Annotated in this window: 18 protein-coding genes; 6 read left to right on the top strand and 12 right to left on the bottom strand. The window is 40.1% G+C overall.

Annotated features, from left to right (window positions below):
* Positions 1–7: 7 nt before the first annotated feature.
* Entirely contained in the window at positions 8–1,258 is a 1,251-nt protein-coding gene (locus tag ASC84_RS13890; protein ID WP_056515703.1) for an SAM-dependent methyltransferase, read from the bottom strand.
* 101 nt (positions 1,259–1,359) lie between these two features.
* Between ASC84_RS13890 and ASC84_RS13885 the strand changes: the two genes are divergently transcribed.
* Positions 1,360–2,004 carry a hemolysin III family protein gene (locus tag ASC84_RS13885; RefSeq protein WP_056515700.1) on the top strand — a complete coding sequence of 215 codons (645 nt, stop codon included), beginning with the start codon at positions 1,360–1,362 and terminating at the stop codon, positions 2,002–2,004.
* Between the two features lie 137 nt (positions 2,005–2,141).
* Complete coding sequence (locus ASC84_RS13880) at positions 2,142–3,452, top strand: MFS transporter (RefSeq protein ID WP_004724104.1); 1,311 nt, start codon at positions 2,142–2,144, stop codon at positions 3,450–3,452.
* Positions 3,453–3,510: 58 nt separating this feature from the next.
* Here the strand turns inward: ASC84_RS13880 and ASC84_RS13875 are convergent, their stop codons facing one another.
* From ASC84_RS13875 to ASC84_RS13845, 7 genes are all read right to left on the bottom strand, one after another.
* Complete coding sequence (locus ASC84_RS13875) at positions 3,511–4,176, bottom strand: RluA family pseudouridine synthase (protein WP_056515697.1); 666 nt, start codon at positions 4,174–4,176, stop codon at positions 3,511–3,513.
* A gap of 157 nt (positions 4,177–4,333) precedes the next feature.
* Positions 4,334–6,274, bottom strand: a complete 1,941-nt coding sequence (locus tag ASC84_RS13870; protein ID WP_056515692.1) for an acetyl/propionyl/methylcrotonyl-CoA carboxylase subunit alpha — start codon at positions 6,272–6,274, stop codon at positions 4,334–4,336.
* Between the two features lie 94 nt (positions 6,275–6,368).
* Positions 6,369–7,202: an enoyl-CoA hydratase/isomerase family protein gene (locus ASC84_RS13865; protein WP_056515690.1), complete on the bottom strand. Its 834-nt coding sequence runs from the start codon at positions 7,200–7,202 to the stop codon at positions 6,369–6,371.
* 14 nt (positions 7,203–7,216) lie between these two features.
* A complete protein-coding gene (locus ASC84_RS13860) occupies positions 7,217–8,374 on the bottom strand; it encodes an acyl-CoA dehydrogenase family protein (RefSeq protein WP_004724108.1) in 1,158 nt (385 codons plus the stop codon).
* 105 nt (positions 8,375–8,479) lie between these two features.
* Positions 8,480–10,093: an acyl-CoA carboxylase subunit beta gene (locus ASC84_RS13855; protein WP_004724110.1), complete on the bottom strand. Its 1,614-nt coding sequence runs from the start codon at positions 10,091–10,093 to the stop codon at positions 8,480–8,482.
* The gene (locus ASC84_RS13850; RefSeq protein WP_056515687.1) at positions 10,090–11,001 is read right to left on the bottom strand and encodes an SDR family oxidoreductase; all 912 of its coding nucleotides are present in this window, start codon (positions 10,999–11,001) and stop codon (positions 10,090–10,092) included. The genes ASC84_RS13855 and ASC84_RS13850 overlap by 4 nt, the downstream gene beginning before the upstream one ends.
* A 96-nt stretch (positions 11,002–11,097) precedes the next feature.
* Positions 11,098–12,888, bottom strand: coding sequence for an acyclic terpene utilization AtuA family protein (locus tag ASC84_RS13845; protein ID WP_056515684.1), 1,791 nt, complete (start codon positions 12,886–12,888; stop codon positions 11,098–11,100).
* Between the two features lie 166 nt (positions 12,889–13,054).
* Between ASC84_RS13845 and ASC84_RS13840 the strand changes: the two genes are divergently transcribed.
* From ASC84_RS13840 to ASC84_RS13830, 3 genes are all read left to right on the top strand, one after another.
* A complete protein-coding gene (locus tag ASC84_RS13840; RefSeq protein ID WP_056515682.1) occupies positions 13,055–13,654 on the top strand; it encodes a TetR/AcrR family transcriptional regulator in 600 nt (199 codons plus the stop codon).
* Positions 13,651–14,145, top strand: a complete 495-nt coding sequence (locus ASC84_RS13835) for a GNAT family N-acetyltransferase (protein ID WP_056515680.1) — start codon at positions 13,651–13,653, stop codon at positions 14,143–14,145. Before ASC84_RS13840 ends, ASC84_RS13835 begins: the two co-directional genes overlap by 4 nt.
* Before the next feature lie 181 nt (positions 14,146–14,326).
* Positions 14,327–14,647: a hypothetical protein gene (locus ASC84_RS13830; RefSeq protein WP_227515150.1), complete on the top strand. Its 321-nt coding sequence runs from the start codon at positions 14,327–14,329 to the stop codon at positions 14,645–14,647.
* Between the two features lie 76 nt (positions 14,648–14,723).
* Here the strand turns inward: ASC84_RS13830 and ASC84_RS13825 are convergent, their stop codons facing one another.
* The 3 genes from ASC84_RS13825 to ASC84_RS13815 form a co-directional block, all read right to left on the bottom strand.
* The gene (locus tag ASC84_RS13825; RefSeq protein ID WP_056515675.1) at positions 14,724–14,933 is read right to left on the bottom strand and encodes an antitoxin; all 210 of its coding nucleotides are present in this window, start codon (positions 14,931–14,933) and stop codon (positions 14,724–14,726) included.
* 102 nt (positions 14,934–15,035) lie between these two features.
* The gene (locus tag ASC84_RS13820) at positions 15,036–16,205 is read right to left on the bottom strand and encodes an acyl-CoA dehydrogenase family protein (protein WP_056515672.1); all 1,170 of its coding nucleotides are present in this window, start codon (positions 16,203–16,205) and stop codon (positions 15,036–15,038) included.
* A 72-nt stretch (positions 16,206–16,277) separates the two neighbouring features.
* Positions 16,278–17,441 (bottom strand): acyl-CoA dehydrogenase family protein, encoded by a 1,164-nt coding sequence (locus ASC84_RS13815; RefSeq protein WP_056515669.1) that lies wholly within the window; start codon positions 17,439–17,441, stop codon positions 16,278–16,280.
* Positions 17,442–17,635: 194 nt separating this feature from the next.
* Here ASC84_RS13815 and ASC84_RS13810 point away from each other — a divergent pair, with 194 nt between their 5' ends.
* Entirely contained in the window at positions 17,636–20,992 is a 3,357-nt protein-coding gene (locus tag ASC84_RS13810) for a DEAD/DEAH box helicase (protein ID WP_056515667.1), read from the top strand.
* 79 nt (positions 20,993–21,071) lie between these two features.
* Here the strand turns inward: ASC84_RS13810 and ASC84_RS13805 are convergent, their stop codons facing one another.
* Positions 21,072–21,992, bottom strand: coding sequence for an acyl-CoA desaturase (locus ASC84_RS13805; protein ID WP_056515664.1), 921 nt, complete (start codon positions 21,990–21,992; stop codon positions 21,072–21,074).
* Positions 21,993–22,258: the final 266 nt, after the last annotated feature.

Raw genomic sequence — 22,258 nt, 5'->3', positions numbered from 1 at the left:
CAACGCGCTAGCACTTAGCGCCAATGTCTTGCTGGTCCCACTGATCATTTAATAATAATTCTAAGGATTGTTTTTGAATCCCATACATCTCTTTTAAAGCACGAATTTGATCTAAGACTGTTTGATCAGGTGCAGTGAAATCTTTACGCTTGGTTGCCAAAATCATTTTGTTTTTACTGGTATGTTCTAATGCCACAAATTCAAAGACTTTGGTTTCATAACCATACGCTTTCAGCAAAAGAGCTCGCATGGTATCTGTCAGCATTTCAGCTTGTTGTCCTGCATGAATACCGAATTGCAACATTGGTTGTAGAACTTGTGGACTGTTCAATTGTGGGCGTAATTCTTTGTGGCAACAAGGTGCACACATAATCATTTGAGCGTTTAAACGGATACCTGTATGTATCGCAAAATCTGTTGCAACATCACACGCATGTAAGGCGATCATAATATCCAAATGGGATGGATGATACGTTCTCACATCACCCTGGAAAAAATCCAATTGATTAAAATCAGACTTTTGCGCAACCTCTTGGCAAAATTTCACCATTTTGTCATTCAGCTCAACACCTGTTACAAATGGGGTTTGATGTTGTTTTGCCAAATAATCATATAAAGCAAACGTTAAATAGCCTTTTCCTGAACCAAAATCGACAATTTTTAAAGCCTGATCTTTGGTTTTTCCATCGTGCGCTAAAATCTCTGGCTGTTGAATATGCACTAAAGCACCTGAAAAGATTTCAACAAATTTGTTAATCTGCTTCCACTTACGTGCCATGCTTGGAATAATCTGTGCATTGGCATCGGTAATGCCAAGCGGTTGGAGGAAATAACTTTCTTGATCGACAAAACGATGTTTTGTACGATCATGCCCTTGTTGTTGGTTTTTAGCGGTTTTATCCAGCTTATTTTTACTGACGGTCAGCAAGGCTTTCTTTTTATTTTTCTTCAGCTGCGTTTCAGCCTCATGGGTAAATAAATTGGCTTGTTTACAATCCTCTGCCAGCCCCTGAATCGTGGTTAATGCATGGGGAAGTGGATAGTTTTTAGTAATATCATTGGTTTTGTAACGATATAGACAGCTTAGAACCGTTTCATTCTGTAGCTGAATGACGCGAAAGGTCATTTTCTCTAAATCAACCAATTCTCCTTTATACTGACTTAAAATCAAACGATCTAAGCTTTGATTATCAATAGCTTGCTGTACGCTATCAAAAAATTGTTGTTCCTGAACAGATAAGCTTGCCACATTGGACATAATCAAAACTCGTATTAATTAAGTTACCTATTTTAAGACGTCTTACTTTAAAGGTAAAACTCCATTACTATACAGTTGTATTTTTAGGATAATAAGATCCAATGTCGACAGATAAATTGATTCACATCTATGCACCACAAGAAGAACGTATTAATGCGTTGAGTCATGCATTCGGTGCAATTTTGGCTGCTATAGCGACTGTTTTGATGCTGATTAAAGGCAACTATCTGCATGGATGGCAATTTTTTGGATTGCTTGTCTATGGTCTAAGCATGATTTTACTGTTTTCCAGTTCAGCAATTTATCATTTTTCTGTCGATGAAAAAAAACGCCAATGGTATAAAAAGCTGGATCATACCGCGATTTATTATTTAATTGCGGGAACCTATACGCCCTTTTTGGCAATTGCCATCCCAACAGCAAAAGCACATTATTTATTGATTGCACTTTGGGTCATCGCAGCCATTGGAACACTATTCAAGTTAATATTCATTCATCGTTTTGAAAAAATTTCACTGATTGCTTATTTGGTCATGGGTTGGCTTGCCGTGCTTGTAATAGATGATATGCAACAGTATTTAAAACCAGAAGCATTAAAATTATTGGTCATTGGTGGTTTAGCATATACAATAGGCGCATTGTTTTATGCCTTAAAAAGAGTAAGATACACTCATGCTATTTGGCATATATTTGTTTTGGTCGGTGCAGGATCACATTTCCTTGCAATCTATCTTTACGTCATTTAATTCATAGACACTCAAAATTCAGTGACCCTGATGGAGTGAATTTGGGTTGATCTCGTTGTTTTTTTAAGAAATTACGCCTTTTTTAAAAAGATTACGCTTTAAAGACTCGTTTTACTTTTAAAAGTGTAAGGTTCACCATGGCGTCATTATCTACTGCTACTCCAGAAATTCAAACAAATTCAAAGGCTCGCGTTCTTTTCGCAAGTCTTGTGGGTACAACAATCGAATTCTTCGATTTTTATATCTATGCAACTGCTGCAGTCCTTATTTTTCCGCATCTGTTCTTCCCAGCAAGTACAGATCCGATGACGGCAACAATTCAATCACTCGCAACATTTGCCATCGCATTTATTGCCCGCCCTATTGGCGCAGCAATCTTTGGTCACTTAGGTGATCGTATTGGTCGTAAAGCAACCCTAGTCGCGGCTTTATTGACCATGGGTGTTTCAACAGTGTGTATTGGTCTACTTCCAACCTATGCACAGATTGGTATCGTTGCACCGCTATTACTTGCACTTTGTCGTTTAGGTCAAGGCTTAGGTCTTGGTGGTGAATGGTCTGGCGCAGTCCTGCTTGCAACCGAAAATGCGCCTGAAGGCAAACGTGCTTGGTATGGAATGTTCCCGCAACTGGGCGCACCGATCGGTTTTATCTTGGCAACGGGTTCATTCCTTGGTCTTGGCGCATTGATGTCTGAAGCAGACTTTATGCAATGGGGCTGGCGTATTCCATTCCTTGCAAGTGCTGCATTGGTGATTGTGGGTTTATATATTCGCTTAAAATTGCATGAAACCCCAGCGTTCCAAAAAGTATTAGACAAACAAAAAGAAGTTAATGTTCCATTTAAAGAAGTTGTGACCAAACATTATAAAATGCTCTTCCTCGGCACAATTGCTGCGGTATGTACATTCGTGGTGTTCTATCTCACAACAGTATTTGCACTCAACTGGGGAACCAAACAACTGGGTTACTCACGTGCAGAATTCTTAGAGATGCAACTGGTCGCAACACTGTGTTTTGCTGCTTTTATTCCGCTTTCTGCTGTATTTGCTGAGAAGTTTGGGCGTAAAGCAACCTCTATTGGGGTATGTATTGCCTCTGCACTTTTTGGTTTAGTATTTGCCAGTATGCTTGAGTCAGGTAGCACAGTGATTGTGTTCTTGTTCTTATGTGTAGGTTTAGCATTGATGGGAATGACATATGGTCCAATTGGTACAGTTTTGTCTGAAATTTTCCCGATTTCTGTACGTTATACAGGCTCTGCATTAACCTTTAACTTGGCAGGTATTTTGGGCGCATCTTTTGCACCTCTGATCGCAACTGAACTTGCAACCAAATATGGCTTACAAGCGGTGGGTTACTACTTGACAGCAGCATCCATTCTTTCACTGTTGGCATTCTTGGCCATTCGTGAAACAAAACATGATGATGTTAACAACCAAGTTTAATCCCCCTCTCAATGATCAAAGCCTGCAATTTTGCAGGCTTTTTTGATTTAGCCAAATGCTAAAACTCAGGCTCAGATACAATCTCAACCAGTAGATTATTAAAAGGCTGCATAAAAGACAAATAGCTTGCATGCAATGCCATACGCGCTAAATCGGTGTTAAACGGCGTAGGATGATAAAGCTTATCGCGCATAATCGGATGCCCAATATATTGCATATGCACCCGTAATTGATGAGAACGTCCCGTAATCGGTGTTAGTAACACCCGACTTACATCCTCTTCAGCATCATAGCTTACAGATTCAAATAAAGTTTGAGCGGGTTTACCTAACTCAAAATGCACGATCTGGCGTGGACGATTTTCCCAATCGGTAATCAAAGGCACATCCACACGACCATTGCTATTGATTTGCCCTTGCACCAAAGCAATATAATTTTTTTTAACAGTTCTCGCTTGAAACATTTTACTTGCTGCAACTTCTGCATCACGATGTTTGGCAAACAACAGAATGCCCGAGGTTGCCATATCCAAACGATGGGTAATCTTGGCATTTGGATATATTGCCAATACTCGAAAATAAGCGCTGTCGTGATGTTCAGGCAAACGCCCCGGAACTGAAAGTAACCCTGCGGGTTTATTGATGGCAACAAAGTCATTATCTTCAAAAATAATGTCAAGTGGATCTAAAGGAGGCTGATAAACAAAGCCATCATCAATCGGCATGTGGATCGCATATTGAGAAGAATTGCCGAAAAATAACAATAGACTAAAAAGCTGTCAAGCATGTACATGCTTTATTACTTTCAGCAATCAAAAAAACTCCAATACACGAGAATATTGAAGTTTTTAAGTCCCTATACAATAAGCTTAATCTGATCAATCAAGCCTGAATATTCAATACCAACTGACGTTTCTTTACCTGTTGTCCAACTTGCCCAATAATCTCATTCACGACACCGTCCACATCAGACTTAATCTGTTGCTGAATCTTCATCGCTTCTAAAATCAACAAAGTTTGACCTTTAGTCACCGTATCACCCGCATTTACCAAGATATTGATAATCGCACCATCCATTGGTGCACGAATGTGACCATCGCCTGCGACATCGGAAGTTTCAGGTGCTGCATAGGTGGTATTTTCAATACTGATATTGCCATTTACCGCATCTAAGTACAGTTGATTTCCATCTAAGACATAGTCAATCGAACGGCGTACTCCATCTACCTCATAAATGAATTTTTCTGCTTGCTGTTCAATAATGGTGATCCCAAGTGTCTGCCCACAAATTTCAACGCTCACTTGGTTTTGATCACGTTTCACCAAAAGCTGTAATAACTGATCATCATGCTTGAGTTTTAAAGGTAAAGATAACGCAATTCCGGTATTCCAACTGCTTTGGCTGGAAGCATTGGTCAACAGTGCCGCAGCAACAGCTAGGTGTTCTAAGCCCAAAGCCTGTTTATGTAAGCTGGCATCTGTTTGGAAATGTTCCTGAATAAAAGCGGTATTGGTGTCACCTTTGACAATAATAGGGTGTCTAAGTAAATTCACTAAAAACTGCTTATTACTATTTACCCCCAACAATACACAATCATCTACAGCACGCGCCAAGAGCCGAATGGCATCCTGACGGGTTTGACCATATGCAATGACTTTTGCCACCATTGGGTCGTAAAACGGACTAATTTCATCCTGTTTCAACAAACCATGATCAATTCGAACATTGGGTAAATCAGCAGCTTGCCAGCGCTGTATTTGACCTGTCTGTGGCAAGAAGTCTTGCCGTGGGTCTTCTGCATATAAGCGAACTTCTATCGCATGCCCTGACAAGGTCAGTTCAGACTGTTGTAAGGGCAAGGTTTCACCATTGGCCACACGCAGTTGCCATTCCACCAGATCTAAACCCGTGATCAGCTCTGTTACTGGATGCTCAACTTGCAAACGTGTATTCATTTCGAGGAAATAAAACTCACCCGATTGATCCAATAAAAACTCAACCGTTCCTGCACCGACATAATCACATGATTTCGCGGCTGCAACAGCAGCCTCACCCATTTGTTGGCGTAAGCTTTCAGTCATCACTGGGCATGGAGCTTCCTCAACCACTTTTTGATGACGACGCTGTATCGAACAATCACGCTCAAATAAATACACATAATTGCCGTGGGTATCGCCAAATACCTGTATCTCAACATGGCGTGGAGCAATCACAGCTTTTTCAAGAATCAGCTCACCTGAACCAAAGGCATTTTCTGCTTCAGAGCGCGCTGTTTTTAAGGCTTCAACAATATCAGCAGATTGCTGTACCAGCCGCATACCGCGCCCACCACCGCCTGCTGAAGCTTTGACCATCAGTGGATAACCAATTTTATTGGCTTGTTGTTCTAAATACTCTATATCTTGCTGATCACCTTCATAACCCGGTACACATGGTACACCCGCCTGAATCATGGCAATTTTTGACAGACGTTTACTGCCCATCAATTCAATTGCAGGTGCAGGTGGGCCAATAAAGGTAATTCCATTTTTCTCACAGGCTGCTGCAAAATCGGTATTTTCAGAAAGGAAACCATAACCGGGATGAACAGCATCAGCCCCCGTTTTTTTACATGCGTCGATAATATTTTGAATAGATAAATAGGATGCTGAAACTTTTGAAGCACCAATATATACAGCCTCATCTGCAAGCTGTACATGGCGCGCATGACGATCTGCATCTGAATAGACAGCCACGGTCTGATAGCCCATTGCTTTTGCTGTTTTCATCACGCGAACAGCAATTTCACCACGATTCGCCACCAATATTTTTGAAAATGCCATTCTCGTTTTCCCTATTTTTGGTTTTATATTCACTTGATTATCTTGGTTGAATCACACCGATCTCAATCAAGATCAGTGATCCGCATTGTCAGACTTATGCATCAAACCAATTTGGATGACGCTTTTGGATAAAGGCAATTGTCCCTTCTATACCTTCTTCACCACCCACAGCATTGGCAAATTGCTGCGCAGCATCATCCAATAAAGGCGTCAAAGCTTCATTTAAAGTACGATGCAATAAAGCTTTAGTCACACGAGACGCTTGCGGAGCGGTACGTTTAATCTGCTGAATGGTTTCGATCAATAAAACTTCCAGTGCTTTTTCATTCTCAACCACTTCATGTACAACACCAACCTTCAATGCGGTATGCCCCTCAAAACGTGCACCAAGTAAAGCCAAACGACGCGCTTGAGTTAAGCCAATTCGCTTTACCACAAATGGGGCAATCTGGGCGGGAATAACCCCTAATCCTGTTTCAGGTAAACCAAATTTGGCATCGGCAAGACTGATTGCAATATCTGAAACACAGGCCAAACCAAAACCGCCACCCAATACTGCACCTTCTAAAACTGCAACAACGGTTTGTGGCGCTTGATCCACTTGCTCCAGCATATGTCCAAATTGACGATTGAAATCAACATAAGGCTGATTAGAACCAACACTGGTGGCCTCACCACGCAGTTGGGCCATATCTTTAATGTCACCGCCTGCACAAAAATGTCCATCTTTGCCACGTAAAATGACTGCACGAATGGAGATATCATCTTGAATCGTTTTAAACACCTGTTGAATCGCTTTGACCATATTCAAACTCATGGCATTGCGACTCTCAGGTCGATTAATCCATAGGGTTAAAATGCTACCTTCTTGCTCAAGCTCAATACTGCGATCAAACTGATGTGTTGTTAGAGATTGCGAAAGTGCCATATTTATTCTCCTTGTTATTTACGTTTAGATGGAAGGATGTCCATCAACTTACAAATAATTCCAAGCATAATTTCATCTGCACCGCCACCAATCGAACCTAAACGGCCATCACGATACAGCTGAGAAGCGGGGTTATCCCACATAAAACCATTTCCACCCCAGAACTGTAAGCAACTGTCTGCAACTTCTCGCGTCAAACGACCTGCTTTAAGTTTTGCCATAGAGGCAATTTCTGTTGCATTCCCACCGTCAATGTGGATTTCACAGGCACGATAGGTTAAGGCACGTAAAGCTTCTACTTCAGTCATCAACTCCGCAAAACGAAAATGTACATATTGGTTGTTAATCAGCGGTTGTCCAAAGGTGCTTCGTTCTTTGGTATATTGAATGGTTTGTTGAATCACATTTTCCAAACCACCAATTGCATTGGCAGCCGCCCACATTCGTTCTTCTTGGAACTGCATCATTTGCATCATAAAGCCCATACCTTCTGCACCCACCAAGTAGCGTTGTGGTACACGAACATTGTCAAAATAGACTTCTGCTGTTGTGGTTGAACGCATTCCCAGTTTATTAAGCGGTTCAGAGAAGGAGATACCTGTAGATTTTGCAGGAACAATAATCATGGACTTATTGACATGCGGTTTATCATCAGAGGTATTGGCCAATAAGCAAAAAAAGTCAGCTTGTAGGGAGTTGGTAATCCACATTTTGCTGCCATTAATCACATAATCATCACCCTGTTTTTTTGCGGTGGTTTTGATGGCTGCGACGTCTGAACCTGCATGTACTTCCGATACAGCAATCGAAGCGACATATTCACCCGCAATTGCAGGTGTTAAAAATTCATCCCGTAATTCTTGACTACCAAAGCGAGCCAAAGCAGGCGTTGCCATATCCGTTTGCACACCAATCGCCAAAGGTACGCCACCACAGGCGGCTCGCCCTAATTCTTCTGCAACCACAAGGTTATAAGAATAATCTAAACCTAATCCGCCATTTTCTTCAGGCTTACAAATCCCCAGCAAACCTAAATCCGACAGTTTTTTAAACACATCATGAATAGGAAATCGCCCTTCAGCTTCCCATGTCGGAATATAAGGATTGAGTTCAGTCTCAACAAACTGACGTGTAGTACGGCGTAGTGCTTCATGCTCTGTTGTAAATTTCATTGTTTTTTTCCTTAAATTTAATCTTCTTTAACTCGCTTTAATAAAGCGGAGAACACCCCACTTTTAAAAGATGAGGAATGATGAGCTTCGCAAGGGCGAGGATTTTTAAAGCCTCGATACACCAAATCGTATTGGATTTAGTTTGCGATGTTCTGCTTCATAAATTGTTTCTAATAAGAAGATCAGGACTTTGCGTGTATCACGCGGGTCGATAATTCCATCATCATGCAACATGGCCGTATTAAATAAGGCGGTTGACTGCTGTTCTAATTTTGCTGCTGTACTTTGCTCTAAGAAATCTAGCATCTGCTCGTTAGGCTCCATCCCTGAAGCTTTTTGCTTTCCTTCCGCTACGATACGTAATACCTTGCCAGCCTGAGCTGAACCCATCACCGCTACATGCGAGTTTGGCCATGCAAAAATAAATTGCGGTGATAATGGACGTCCACACATCGCGTAATTGCCCGCGCCATAGGAACCTGCCACAACGATAGAAATTTTCGGTACAGTGGTATTGGCAACGGCCTGAATCAATTTCGAACCATGCTTAATAATGCCGTTCTGTTCAGCATCAGTTCCGACCATAAAGCCTGTGGTGTTATGTAAAAACAGTAATGGACGTTTGGTCTGTTCACAGAGGTGAATGAACTGTGCAGCTTTGGTGGCGCCTTGTGGGGTAATCGGTCCATTGTTGGTGATAATTCCGATATGTAATCCACCAATTTTTGCCCAGCCACACACGGTCAATGCATCATATTCTTGTTTTACTTCAAAGAATTCAGAGTCATCAACAATTCGTGCAATCACATCTTTCATGTCAAAAGGCTGCTTCGGACTTGCAGGAATGATCCCTAACAGCTCCTCGGCAGGATAACGTGGCTCTTTATAGCTTAAGTTTAACTTTTGAGTTTGCTCTTTCCAGTTAAGATGCTCAAAAACCTCACGAGCAATACGAATTCCATCGGCATCATTCTCGGCTAAAAATTCTGCTGTTCCAGCAACCTGTGCATGCATTTCTGCACCACCGAGTTCCTCTGCAGTTGCCACTTCTCCGGTTGCCGCCAAAAGTAAAGGTGGCCCTGCGAGTAACATCTCAGTTTGCTTACGAACTGCAATCACATAATCAGATAAACCCGGTTGATACGCTCCACCCGCTGTTGCATTGCCATGTACCACGGAGACTTGGGGTAAACCTGCGGCAGACAGCCGTGCCTGATTGGCAAAGGTCATTCCACCATAAGTAAACACTTCAGCAGCGTAATTTAAGTTGGCACCCCCACTTTCAGTGAGAGTCAGCATCGGTAATTTTTGTTCAAAAGCAATCGCCTGCAAACGTAAGGTTTTTTGTACCCCCATCGGTGACATTGTTCCGCCTTTGATTGCACTGTTACTTGCTGAAATCAGACAACGAACACCGCTGACAAAACCGATCCCTGAAATAATCCCACCACCTGCATCTGAACCATCTTTATCATCATGCATGGCATAACCCACCAAGCCACACAGTTCAACAAATGGTGAATCAGCATCAAGAGCTAAACGGACACGTTCATGCGGTAAAATTTTGCCTTTCTTGTCAAATTTGGGTTTGGCTGCATAAGATTTTTCAATATTCTTATTTTGTACTGCACGCACTTCGGCAATTTGAGCAAGTAATGCCTGCTTGTTCTGTTCAAATTGCTCACTGCCAACTGCGATTTCGGATTGGAGAACAGTCATGAATTTTCTCCTGTCTGTTGGTTATTGGTTTGATCACTCAATTGTTGTTTTAATACATCTGGAATAAAGGCACGATGGAAGCCATTAAACGACTCGCTATTCGAAGCATCTGCCAATGGATACATTCGAGTGCCTAAGGATGCAGCGCCATCAATACGAATCGTCATGCCAGAAATAAAACCTGCTGCTTCTGAAAGTAAATAACAAATAGCAGAAGAAATTTCAGATTCGGTCCCCATTCGTTTCAGGGGTACATTCCCCGCCAAACTTGGAATAATAAATTTGGCAAAATCACCGGTGTAATTGTCCATTCCTGAAGAAACAACCCAACCAGGAGCAACACAGTTAACACGTACCCCAGAACGTCCCCATTCCACCGCTGCTGTTTTGGTTAAATTATCTACCCCAGCACGGGCTGCACCTGAGTGTCCCATCCCCGGCATGCCACCCCACATATCAGCTGCCATATTGACAATACTGCCACCATGTTTTGCCATCCATTGGTTATAGGCTTCTTTCATTAAGTAGAAAGTTGAATGTAGGTTGTTGCGTACCACAGCATCAAAACCGTTGGCAGAAATGCCTTCTATATTTGAGGGAAACTGACCGCCAGCATTATTGACAAGGCCATCGAGTCTGCCAAATTTTTCAATCACTTCGGCAATCATCTCTTTCACGTTGTGTTCTTCGCGATTATCACAAACGATAAAATGAACTTTGCCACCATCTTCGATGATTTCTTTGCTGACATTTTCCAGCTTTTCAATTTTCCGCCCTGTAATCACCACTTGAGCCCCTAAAGCAGCCAGTTCATGAGCAGTACAGCGCCCTATACCCGAACCACCACCGGTCACAATGATGACTTGGTCCTGAAAAGCATCCGATCTAAATATTGAGTGATAATGCATTTTTATATCCAAATTGTTGTCTTTTAACTTGCTTAAATCCCGCTCCAAGCTCCCTTTTAAAAAGCGAGGAATTTCCCCCACTTTCGTAAACAAGGATTAGAAGGACTTTAAACTCGCTGGGATTTTGACTGGCATATCTAAAAGCTGTTGTGCAAAAGCTTTGCCTTGTGGATCAATACGTAAACTGGCAATTCCTCCACCACCTAAGGCATTTTCCAGCATAAAATTTAAGGCATTAAACCCCGTGATTTCATAACGAATCACTTTAGACTTTTCAGGGTCTAAAACATGCTGCATATATTCTTTGACCTTTTCCTCAGTCAAATTGGCACGAATCCAAGGTAGATATTCAGGCTGACGTGCGATCACTCCAATATTGCTGTGATTTCCTTTATCGCCACTCCGAGCATGGGCAATTTCAACTAAAGGAACTTCAATCTCCTGACCCGTAAATTGAGCAACTTCACCCACTGCAACAACATCAAAAGATTGATCTGAGCAACCTGATGGAATCTGTATATTTTGACGCTGACCATTGATGTCGATCACAACACTTAGTTTTGATTTATCCACTAAAAACGAGAACAACTTAATCACAGGGGAAGCTTTGGGACGCCCCCCAACAATTCCAGCCAATGCAGGTGCCATTCCAGTAGATGCTTGGGCAATTTCAGAAGCAAAAAACATACATGCTTCTTTAAACATGTGCTTTACAGCGATTTTGACAACCACTTCTCGACTATTGATTGGCTGTGCATTTGCACCATAGGTACTTTCAATACCCAATATTTCAACTGATTTTTCTAAGAATGGCGGAACTGAACGTAATGCTAAAACACGCTCACACTTAGTTAATATTGCATCTGCAATTACTTGGGCTTTTTCAGGGGCTTCGCGTCCTGCAATCAGGAAACTCACCAAGACACGATAACCATCAGGATAGGTTGCACTGACTTTATATTGTTGTGTCGGTGCTCTACCTTTTGCGCCAATCACTAAAACTCGATCTTCACCCACCTGTTCTAATTTCACTTGGCTAAAATCTGCAGTAACATCGGGCAATAAATACGCTTGTGGATTACCAATTTCATAGACAACTTGTTCAGCAACAGTTGCAACCGAAACCAGTCCACCGGTTCCTTTTGGTTTAGTCACGATAAATGATGCATCTGCTTTCACTTCAACAATTGGAAACCCCATATTGTCAAAGCCTTGTACTAAGCGCCAATCCGTGAAATTGCCACCTGTACATTGTGCACCACACTCAATGATATGCCCTGCTAAAGAACCTTGGGACAGCTTGTCATAATCCTCTAAGGACCATTGATATTCATGCAACAAAGGTGCAAGCACCACAGCTGAATCCACCACTCGCCCAGTGATGACAATATCTGCACCTTGATCAAGTGCGTCTCGAATTGGAACAGCTCCTAGATATGCGTTACAACTGGCTAATTGGCTAGGCAAATCTTCGTCACTAAACATCTCTTTAATATTTTGTGTTTTTAATTCGGCTTGTTGTGGTAATAGGTCATCGCCCAATACCACTGCAATTTTTAAATCCAATCCTTGTGCTTCAAGCACTTTCTGCAAGGCATCACGACATGCCAATGGATTGACACCACCAGCATTGCTAATCACTTTTATTTTTTTATCACTGATTTTTTTAAGCAGCGGTGTCATCACTCGACTGACAAAATCCAAAGCATAACCATGTTCTGGATTAGTCATCATCGCTTTTGCCATGATAGACATGGTGATTTCTGAAAGGTAATCAAAAACCAAATAATTGATGTCAGACAAATGTACCAACTGAAATGCTGCGGTATTGGTGTCCCCCCAGAAACCTGAAGCACATCCAATTTTCACAATACGCTGATCTTCCATTTTCACACCTATCTTGTTTTCATTGTTCTGAATAAAATTTATACATCAATCTACCAAGCAAGCGCTTGGTTTGTAAAGGGCAAAATGTTATCCTGAATTGGCAAATGTGCTAAAACACGTTTTATACAATGAATAATTTGCTTAACTTTATGGAAAAAATGATCCGATGATTGCTCACTCAATCGATGATATCCAACCAATCGCATGTTTTGATGACAGCCCTAAAGGTCGTTTATTACTTGGTGCTGCTTATTTATTTCATAAGCAAGGTTATGCCAAAACCACAGTTCGTGAGTTAGCAAATTTTATTGGAATTCAATCGGGTAGCTTATTTCATCATTTTAAAAGCAAGGATGATATTCTTGCCAATGTCATGCATGAAACCATTATTTACAATCATGCCCGTATGCTTGATGCAATCCAAAAATCGGATGATGCTGAACAACAGTTAAAACACTTGATCAAAGCTGAGTTAATTTCGATTACTGGAGATACCGGTTCAGCCATGGCTGTTTTAGTTTATGAATGGTTTGCGTTGTCAAAACAACGGCAAGATGAACTTCTTAAACTGCGAAATGATTATGAGGATATCTGGTTCAATGTGATTGAGAAATTACGCGACCTCGGCAAAATTCAGCATGATGCTTTTATTTGGCGCCGTTTATTGGGCGGTGCGATTGCTTGGACCGTCACTTGGTATAATCCCAATGGTAAAATGAGCTTAGATGAACTAACTGAAATCGTTTTGGAAATGGCTTTGAAATGAGCACAGTTTATCTTCGCAAGCCCAACATTTCAGATCTTGAAGAAATCGCAAAGGCCTATAAAAAAAGCCAAATACTTCATCATCCTTGGACATATCCTCCAACTGATTTTCAACATTACTTACAACAAGAAGGCAGATATTTCCTTTGTCTGACTGAAACCCATCAAATTATTGGTACCTTTAACATTTCCAATATCATTCGCGGTTATTTTCATTCTGCTTATTTAGGTTATGAGGTTTTTGAGCCTTTTCAAGGACATGGCTACATGCGTTTAGGCATTAATTTATTGTTGAATGAAGCCTTCCATGTTTTAAATTTGCATCGTTTAGAGGCAAATATACAAGCTGAGAATACTGCTTCCATTCGCCTTGTTGCTGATGCTGGCTTTATTCTGGAAGGCTTTTCTCGACAATATTTGCGGATTGGTGGTCAGCAATGGATGGATCATCAACGTTGGGCGATAATTAATGAGGATTGGGCCGAAGATTGACAAGCAATGGTTGATTTCTCAGCTTCACTTGTTCTAAGTTCTATAGAACCGAAATAACTTAACATTTGCTTGCATGATAAAACAGACAGAAATAATTTATAAAATATACCCTCAACGGTACATTACAGCTTCGGCAATTAACGCATTAGCTCAACGTTTCAATTTACCTACTGATCCTTATATGCAAGATTGGGAATATGAAGTTGCAGATCCGAGTCGTATTGATGAATTTATGCATGCTTATCTTTCAAATGAACTTAACGATGACGAAAAATTTGCACTTATGGAAACACTTTTACAATCGTTTGAGGAATCATCGAAAATACTAGGCTCAGATCAACAATGGATGACGATTCTTCAAGTTTTACAAGACAATCTAGACATTCATGCAACGACCATTTGTTATTGGGCATGTGGAAATTCAGCTTACAATCTTTGTTGGAGAATAACGCCATATCTACGTAAAATTAAACTTCGGAATCATCTAAAAATCACACAATAAGAGCAGCATTAGATTTAGGCATTGAGTTGTTCTAAAAGTGAAAACTTTTGAGAATTCACAACAATTTTTCTCAACTTTAAGTACCTTGATCTTCCCGCTCAAGCAAAAAATTATCTTCAAACTCAAACACAGCCTCTTGCATAATTTCCCAAGGATTATTTAAAGGTAATAGCAAAACACCATTACCAAAGTGTTTAACCACAACTTCTTTACCCTCAAAACGAAATGCTTTAGGTAAACGAATAGCTTGGCTACGTCCTGATTGAAAAATCTTTGCTACTTCCATAAGGACTCCTTAAATTGACAATAACCATAGGCCTCTAGCACACCTATGGTTATTTTTAGCAGAAACCAGCATTGTAAGTTTTTATTATTCCCAAAGGAGTGATCAAAACCCCAACTGCTTACTAATCAAATCTTTCATGATTTCTTCAGCACCGCCACCGATCATATTTACTTTAACTTCACGATAAATACGCTCGGATTTAGTCCCTCGCATAAAGCCCATACCACCCAAGGTTTGCACTGCTGCATCTGCACAGAACTGCATGGTTTGGGTTGCGATATTTTTTGACATACAAATTTGTGCAATTAAATCACTGCCCTGTAGTTCAGCCTGCCCCATACGATAAGCAGTATCCTCCAATAATGCCCGAGTTGTGGTTAAACGCGTCGCCATATCAACCAACTTATGACGTACCACTTGATGATCAACTAAGCGTTTTCCAAAAGTCTTCCGCGCTTTAGACCACTCTAAAGCCTCTTGATAACAGACCAAGGCATAACCATAGGCCATAGAGGCCAACCAAAAGCGTTCCATATTGAAGTTTTTCATAATGACCTTAAAGCCTGCATTTTCTTCACCAAGAAGATTTTCTACAGGAACTTTCACTTGGTCAAAATGCAAATGAGCAGTATCTGATGCCCACCAACCCATTTTCTTTAAAGGTGATTTAGTGATGCCATCACTGTGTGCATCGACCAATAACATCGAAATACCACTCGCACCTTTATTTTCAGGATCGGTTCTCACCGCTACCGTATAATAATCTGCGCGCATACCTGAAGTAATAAAGGTTTTTTCACCACTCACCAGATAAAAATCACCTTCACGGATTGCTATGGTTTGTAATGCAGCAACGTCAGAACCGCCGCTTGGTTCGGTAATTGCAAGTGCAGAAATTTTTTCGCCTGAAATAATTTGTGGCATCACCTTGTCACGAATATGTGGCTGAGCAAAATGATGAATTGGTGGTGTACCAATGGTATGAATCATCAAAGAAATATGTACGCCACCAGAGCCAGCTTTGGCTGTTTCAACTGCGGCTAAGAACACATGAAATGCATCTGCATCTGAGATTCCCCCATGCTCATCATCAAAGCCTAAACCCAATAGACCAATTGCAGCAGCCTTTTGATAAAGCGCACGAGGAAAAGTTTCAGCCTCATCCCATTCATTCACAAAAGGAGAAATCTCTTTTTCAACAAATTTCTTCACACTGTCTGCAAATGCACGATGCTCAGCGGTGTAGTAAATCGGGTTGTTTAAATGATCCATATCTTGTTGTTCCCTGTTTATTTTTATTGCGATTTATTGTGTACAGTTCTAGTTTAATCCATTCTCGATATTCTAATAGCCCAATTGACGACTCGCGAGGTCTTTCATAATTTCTTCCGCCCCACCACCAATCATATTGACTTTAACATCACGGTAAATCCGTTCAGACTTAGTGCCTCGCATAAAGCCCATGCCCCCTAAAGTTTGTACAGCTGCATCGGCACAAAATTGCATAGTTTGAGTGGCCACATTTTTAAGCATACAGATTTGCGCAATCAACTCATTGCCCTGCATTTCAGGCTTCCCTAAGCGATAAGCAGTATCCTCCAACAAAGCAAGTGTTGTGGTTAAGCGAGTCGCCATATCGACTAATTTATGCCGAACCACTTGATGATCAACTAAACGTTTACCAAAGGTTTTTCGTTCTTGTGCCCATTCCAATGCTTCTTCATAACAGGCTAATGCAAAACCATAACTACTGGCAGCAAGAAAAAACCGCTCCATATTGAAGTTATTCATAATCACAAGGAAACCCATATTTTCTGCCCCCAACAAATTGCTTGCAGGAACACGAACTTGATCAAAATGGAGATGAGCTGTATCCGAAGCCCACCATCCCATTTTGTCGAGTTTTGATTTGCTTATGCCGTCACTATGGGCATCCATCAATAACATCGAGATACCATTCGGGCCTTTGGCATCAGGATCTGTACGTACTGCAACGGTATAATAATCCGCACGAATGCCCGATGTAATAAAGGTTTTTTCGCCACTGACAATATAGTCTTGACCATCCCGCACAGCTTTGGTTTTAAGTGCTGCCACATCAGACCCACCCGTGGGTTCAGTAATCGCCAACGCTGAAATTTTTTCCCCTGCTAAAATTTGAGTCAGTACAGTTTGTTTAATCTCATCTGAAGCAAAATGATTGATCGGAGGTGCGCCAATCGAGTGTGACAATAAGGAAGCACATAAACCACCTGAACCTGTTTTAGCTAACTCAATCGAAGACAACAACACATGAAAAGCATCGGTTTCTGGAATTCCCCCATAGTTTTCGTCAAAACCTATCCCCAATAAGCCGATATCTGCGGCTTTTTTATAAAGTTCTTTTGGAAAGGTTTCTGCCTCTTCCCATTGATTGATATGTGGCATTAATTCTTTTTGAACAAACTTTCGAATGGAATCTGCAAATGCAAAATGCTGATCTGTATAGTAAATTGGATTATGCTTCATCTTGATTTGCTTCCCAGCATTATTTTGAAAAACTTATACTGACAGATTTTATTTAATTTAAAGTTGCAGAAACGATCAATTTGTATTTAAAAACATGTCATTTTTGATCAAAACTCATATATTAATTTCAGATTCATGATCAAAAATCCGTTACACTGTTAGTAATTTCCTTTTAATTTTTAGCTCTATAAATAATGGCGACATTGAATCAATTTTTATCACGTTTTAGCCCTGCAACCATTCAAAGAAGCTTGAGTTATGTCAAAAAAATTGATCTAAAATCCTTAGAGGTCTACCCTGATCGGGATAATTTAGTCATCGAAGCACAAATTCAGGGAACGGATTATTATGAAACAGCTGTTATCTATAATCCTTTAACCAATAAAATTGTGGATACAGACTGTAGTTGCCCTGTTGGTTACGATTGTAAGCATTCGGCTGCACTTGCACGTTATTTTTATGATCAACAACTTTTCAACCCAGCCGCACGTCAAAAACTAAACCCATTAGACCAAGCTCAAACCACAACAAATAGCTCTACTCACACTACGGCAAAGGCTTGGCTCGCTCAATTTAAACAACAATTGGCACAAGTTCAACGTACTGAAACGCCAGTACAGCACCAACTTATTTATATTTTCCAACCAAAAAATAACACCGCCAAATTACAACTTAGTGTTTTTAAAGTTCGTCGTAACAAAGATGGAAAAATTAGAGATACTGCACTCTACACCAGCTATGACAATGTATTAAATGAACGTCTTAAAGTGAGCAAAGAAGAAAAGAAAATCTTTAGTCATTTGTACTTTTTCGCTAAGCTAAATTTTAGCGATGTTCATTTCTATCCAGCGTCATGGGATATTTCAGGAATCTATCAAGAACATCTAAGAACGGCTATTCAAAGTAGCGCTTGTTACGCACTTGATGTACAAAGATTACCTTTAACATGGTCTGACCAAGTTTATAAAATTGAATTCAACTGGCAAACGCGTACAGAACAACAAACAGAGAAACTTAAAGCACAATTTTTTGATGAAAATCATCTAGAGATTTCACCTGACCATGCTGAACAAATTTATATTATTCATTCTCATCCATTAAGTTATCTCGATACCCTTAAAAACCAAGTCGGTGTACTTGAGTCTTTATATTCTAGTGAAATGATCGAAGAATTGCTGAATATGCCACAAATGCCTGTGGAATTAATGGCTGAATTTGAACAAGTGATTCAACCCTATGCATTTTTTGAAGATTTACCTCAAGCGCCATTTACACAAAGTATAGAAATATTAAAAGGCAAACCCACACCTATTTTACGTTTTGGAACACATCCGCAATATGATCGTCTTGGTCATATGCATCATTATGCAATTGCTGAAATTGAATTTGAATACTCAGCTGGACGAATTAAAGCGGGTTTCCCTGATGAAAGTTTCATTATCAATATTGATGAAAAAGCAGTTCGCCAACAACGCGATTTAGTTGCTGAAAAGAAACATATTGATGAATTAATTCATTCAGTTAAATCCATGCAAAGGATTAGCAAGCTACCAAAAAGCAAACGCCCTGCTTTTGATGACATCACTGAAAACTCAATTGTTTATGCAGATCCAATGGCTTGGGTTGAGCAATTGGTTCCTGAAAATAAAATCGAAGGTCTCGGCTGGAAAGTTGAACATACCCTAGATAGTCAGTTCAATTTAAGTGCAACACAAAACCTGCAGCTCTCATTGAATGAATCTGAAAAAAAACAAGACTGGTTTAATGTCGGTGCGACGATTCAGGATATGAATGGCAACACCTATAACCTGATTGATCTTCTTGGTTATGCGATACAGCACAATCCACACCTTTTAGAAGATGATTATATTGAAAAAATGGACAGTGACAGCTTCTTAATTGTTCATTTAAAAGAAGCTCAAACACAACTGGCACTTAGAAATCAAGAAATTAAGCCTATTCTGATCTATTTAAAAGAAATTTTACGACATCCAGAATCTGCAACATTAGATCAATACGATGCCGCTCAATTCTTAGACTTACAGCATCATTTGGGCATGCCTTGGCGTACCAATGAGCGTCTGAAAATATTTGCAGAAAAGCTTCAAAATAGTTATCAAGATCAAATCTGTACACCACAAGGTTTCCAAGGCGAACTACGCCCATATCAACAACAAGGTTTAGCATGGCTACAGTTTTTACGCGAAACTGAACATGGCGGTATCCTTGCCGATGATATGGGACTCGGTAAAACAGCACAAACACTTGCACATATTCTATTAGAAAAGCAGGCAGGCCGATTAAATCAACGCCCAGCCTTGATTATTGCACCAACCTCTTTAATGCATAACTGGCGTAAAGAAGCTGAGAAATTCACCCCTGAATTAAAAGTTTTGGTCTTACAAGGACATGACCGAGTTGAGCATTTTCAAGAGATTAAAAATGTAGATATTGTGCTCAGCACCTACCCGCTTTTGGGCCGTGATGAAGAATTTTTACTGCCCTATCAATATCATTTATTGATTTTAGATGAAGCGCAAAACATTAAAAACCCTCGGGCCAAAGCCTCTCAAATTGTACGACAAATCAAAGCAAAACATCGTCTATGCTTAACTGGCACACCGATGGAAAACCATTTGGGCGAATTATGGTCATTGTTCCATTTCTTGATGCCTGGTTTTTTATATAGTCAGGAATTGTTTAATAAAAAATATCGTAATCCTATCGAGAAACATGCAGATCTTCAGGTTAAAACCAAACTCATTTCTCGTATTAAACCGTTTATGTTGCGTCGTTTAAAAACAGAGGTGGCGAAAGAGCTTCCTGAAAAAACCACGATTGAAGTAAATATTGATATGAATGAACAGCAATCCAAGCTCTACGAAGCTGTTCGTGCAACAATGCAAAAGAATATTCGTGAGTTGATTGCAGCTAAAGGCTTCCATCGTAGTCAGATTCAAATTTTAAGTGCATTACTTAAGCTTCGACAAGTTTGCTGCCATCCAAGCCTTTTACAACTTGATCAAGTCAAGAATCAAAATGTTGAATCAGCAAAATTAGATCATTTATTGGAAATGGTTCAAGGTATGGTTGAGGAAGGACGTAAGATTTTAATCTTCTCTCAATTCACCACGATGCTACAACTTATTGAAGAGCATTTAAAAGCCTTAAAGATTCGAAATGTAAAACTTACTGGACAAACCAAGAAACGTGATGAAGTGATCACGGCATTCCAAGCAGGCGATATTCCTGTTTTCCTCATCAGTTTAAAAGCAGGCGGTGTCGGGCTTAATCTCACTGCTGCTGATACAGTGATTCATTATGACCCTTGGTGGAATCCAGCCGCTGAAGATCAAGCATCTGATCGTGCATGGCGTATTGGTCAAGATAAACCTGTATTTGTTTATAAGTTGATTACCAACCAGAGTATTGAAGAAAAGATTTTAGCCTTACAGAAAAATAAAGCTGATCTTGCCAAATCTATTCTGAGTATTGATCATGAAAATGAAGTGAAATTGTCCGAAGATGATGTCATGAGTTTATTGGATTGATAATCACCACCTATAATGTAGATGGTGAATTTTACGCATAGAGCTTAAATCAAAAAAGTGTTTGATAGTGCTTTTTTGATTAGCATTGTTCGTCAGCTTTTTGATGATAAGGTACAAGCTCTTGCCGTTCTTCCAAATCAGCGACTAGTTTTAGATTTTTAACTAATCCAATTTTACTTAATATTATTAATACCCACCAACCAGGATCAGATTGACCTTTTTCCAATCCTAGTTTTGCTGAACCAGGGAATGCATGGTGATTATTATGCCAACACTCTCCCATAGTGATTAAGCCACAAAATTTAATGTTATAGCCTTGTACGCCTGCACCGTTAACATGCCACGAACGATGGCCTGAATTATGAGAAAAATATCCAATCAGCCAATGCCCTGTGACGGAAATTGCAACACGCAAACAAGTTCCCCAAATAACCCATTCTACGCCGCCTATCAGATATAAAATAAGTGCCAAAGGCAATTGCTGTAACATCCACGTTTTTTCCATAAAACGATAAAATTGAGTATCGAGAATAGATTCTTCTTTAAATATAGGGGGATGTTTTAAAACGATATCGCAATGTATTTGCCAAAAACCATCTTTTAGAAAAGAGCTTTGATGAGAAAAATATGGATGACACTGAGGTTGGCGCTGTGCCCAATCACGAGTATCATGTGTCCTCACCATACCAAAAGGACCAGCTAATCCGACAATGACACCAAAATGAACAAATAAATATTCCAGCCATTTAGGACATTCATAGCTTTGATGAATCAAGCGACGATGCATTCCTAATGAATGCCCAAGGCATAGGGTAATCGCAGAACTAATTAAAAATACTAGAAAGTTTTCAATGGATGATAAAAATAAAACACCATAAATTCCAAAAAGATACATCATCATTACCCAAATAGACTTTGAAGGTGACCAAATAACTTTTGCTTCAAATGCATTGGTTTCAGAATTTTCATAGATTGTCGGCACAGCTGTTTTCTTATACATAATGTTTCTACTTTTTTATTTTAATGATTTTAACTGAAATCCACTGCCTAAAATATAGCAAAGCTAACCATTGATTTACTTATTTATATTGATTATCTATTTAAAATTTGATGAATGTATCTAAACTTTCTTCCCGATAAACACCGCACATAAAAAAACACCCCGCTCTCGCTAAAGATCGGGGTGTTTTAGATTTAAAAGCTGGCGATGACTTACTCTCACATGGGTAACCCCACACTACCATCAGCGCTAAGAGGTTTCACTTC

The organism is Acinetobacter sp. Root1280 (assembly GCF_001425285.1).
In the GTDB taxonomy this organism is placed as follows: Bacteria; Pseudomonadota; Gammaproteobacteria; order Pseudomonadales; family Moraxellaceae; genus Acinetobacter; species Acinetobacter guillouiae.
This window is presented reverse-complemented; position numbering and strand designations above follow the sequence as displayed.

Coding starts and splice junctions, on each gene's coding strand:
- ASC84_RS13890 (WP_056515703.1), bottom strand. CDS start 1,258: ATGTCCAATGTGGCAAGCTTATCTGTTCAGGAACAACAATTTTTTGAT.
- ASC84_RS13885 (WP_056515700.1), top strand. CDS start 1,360: ATGTCGACAGATAAATTGATTCACATCTATGCACCACAAGAAGAACGT.
- ASC84_RS13880 (WP_004724104.1), top strand. CDS start 2,142: ATGGCGTCATTATCTACTGCTACTCCAGAAATTCAAACAAATTCAAAG.
- ASC84_RS13875 (WP_056515697.1), bottom strand. CDS start 4,176: ATGCCGATTGATGATGGCTTTGTTTATCAGCCTCCTTTAGATCCACTT.
- ASC84_RS13870 (WP_056515692.1), bottom strand. CDS start 6,274: ATGGCATTTTCAAAAATATTGGTGGCGAATCGTGGTGAAATTGCTGTT.
- ASC84_RS13865 (WP_056515690.1), bottom strand. CDS start 7,202: ATGGCACTTTCGCAATCTCTAACAACACATCAGTTTGATCGCAGTATT.
- ASC84_RS13860 (WP_004724108.1), bottom strand. CDS start 8,374: ATGAAATTTACAACAGAGCATGAAGCACTACGCCGTACTACACGTCAG.
- ASC84_RS13855 (WP_004724110.1), bottom strand. CDS start 10,093: ATGACTGTTCTCCAATCCGAAATCGCAGTTGGCAGTGAGCAATTTGAA.
- ASC84_RS13850 (WP_056515687.1), bottom strand. CDS start 11,001: ATGCATTATCACTCAATATTTAGATCGGATGCTTTTCAGGACCAAGTC.
- ASC84_RS13845 (WP_056515684.1), bottom strand. CDS start 12,888: ATGGAAGATCAGCGTATTGTGAAAATTGGATGTGCTTCAGGTTTCTGG.
- ASC84_RS13840 (WP_056515682.1), top strand. CDS start 13,055: ATGATTGCTCACTCAATCGATGATATCCAACCAATCGCATGTTTTGAT.
- ASC84_RS13835 (WP_056515680.1), top strand. CDS start 13,651: ATGAGCACAGTTTATCTTCGCAAGCCCAACATTTCAGATCTTGAAGAA.
- ASC84_RS13830 (WP_227515150.1), top strand. CDS start 14,327: ATGCAAGATTGGGAATATGAAGTTGCAGATCCGAGTCGTATTGATGAA.
- ASC84_RS13825 (WP_056515675.1), bottom strand. CDS start 14,933: ATGGAAGTAGCAAAGATTTTTCAATCAGGACGTAGCCAAGCTATTCGT.
- ASC84_RS13820 (WP_056515672.1), bottom strand. CDS start 16,205: ATGGATCATTTAAACAACCCGATTTACTACACCGCTGAGCATCGTGCA.
- ASC84_RS13815 (WP_056515669.1), bottom strand. CDS start 17,441: ATGAAGCATAATCCAATTTACTATACAGATCAGCATTTTGCATTTGCA.
- ASC84_RS13810 (WP_056515667.1), top strand. CDS start 17,636: ATGGCGACATTGAATCAATTTTTATCACGTTTTAGCCCTGCAACCATT.
- ASC84_RS13805 (WP_056515664.1), bottom strand. CDS start 21,992: ATGTATAAGAAAACAGCTGTGCCGACAATCTATGAAAATTCTGAAACC.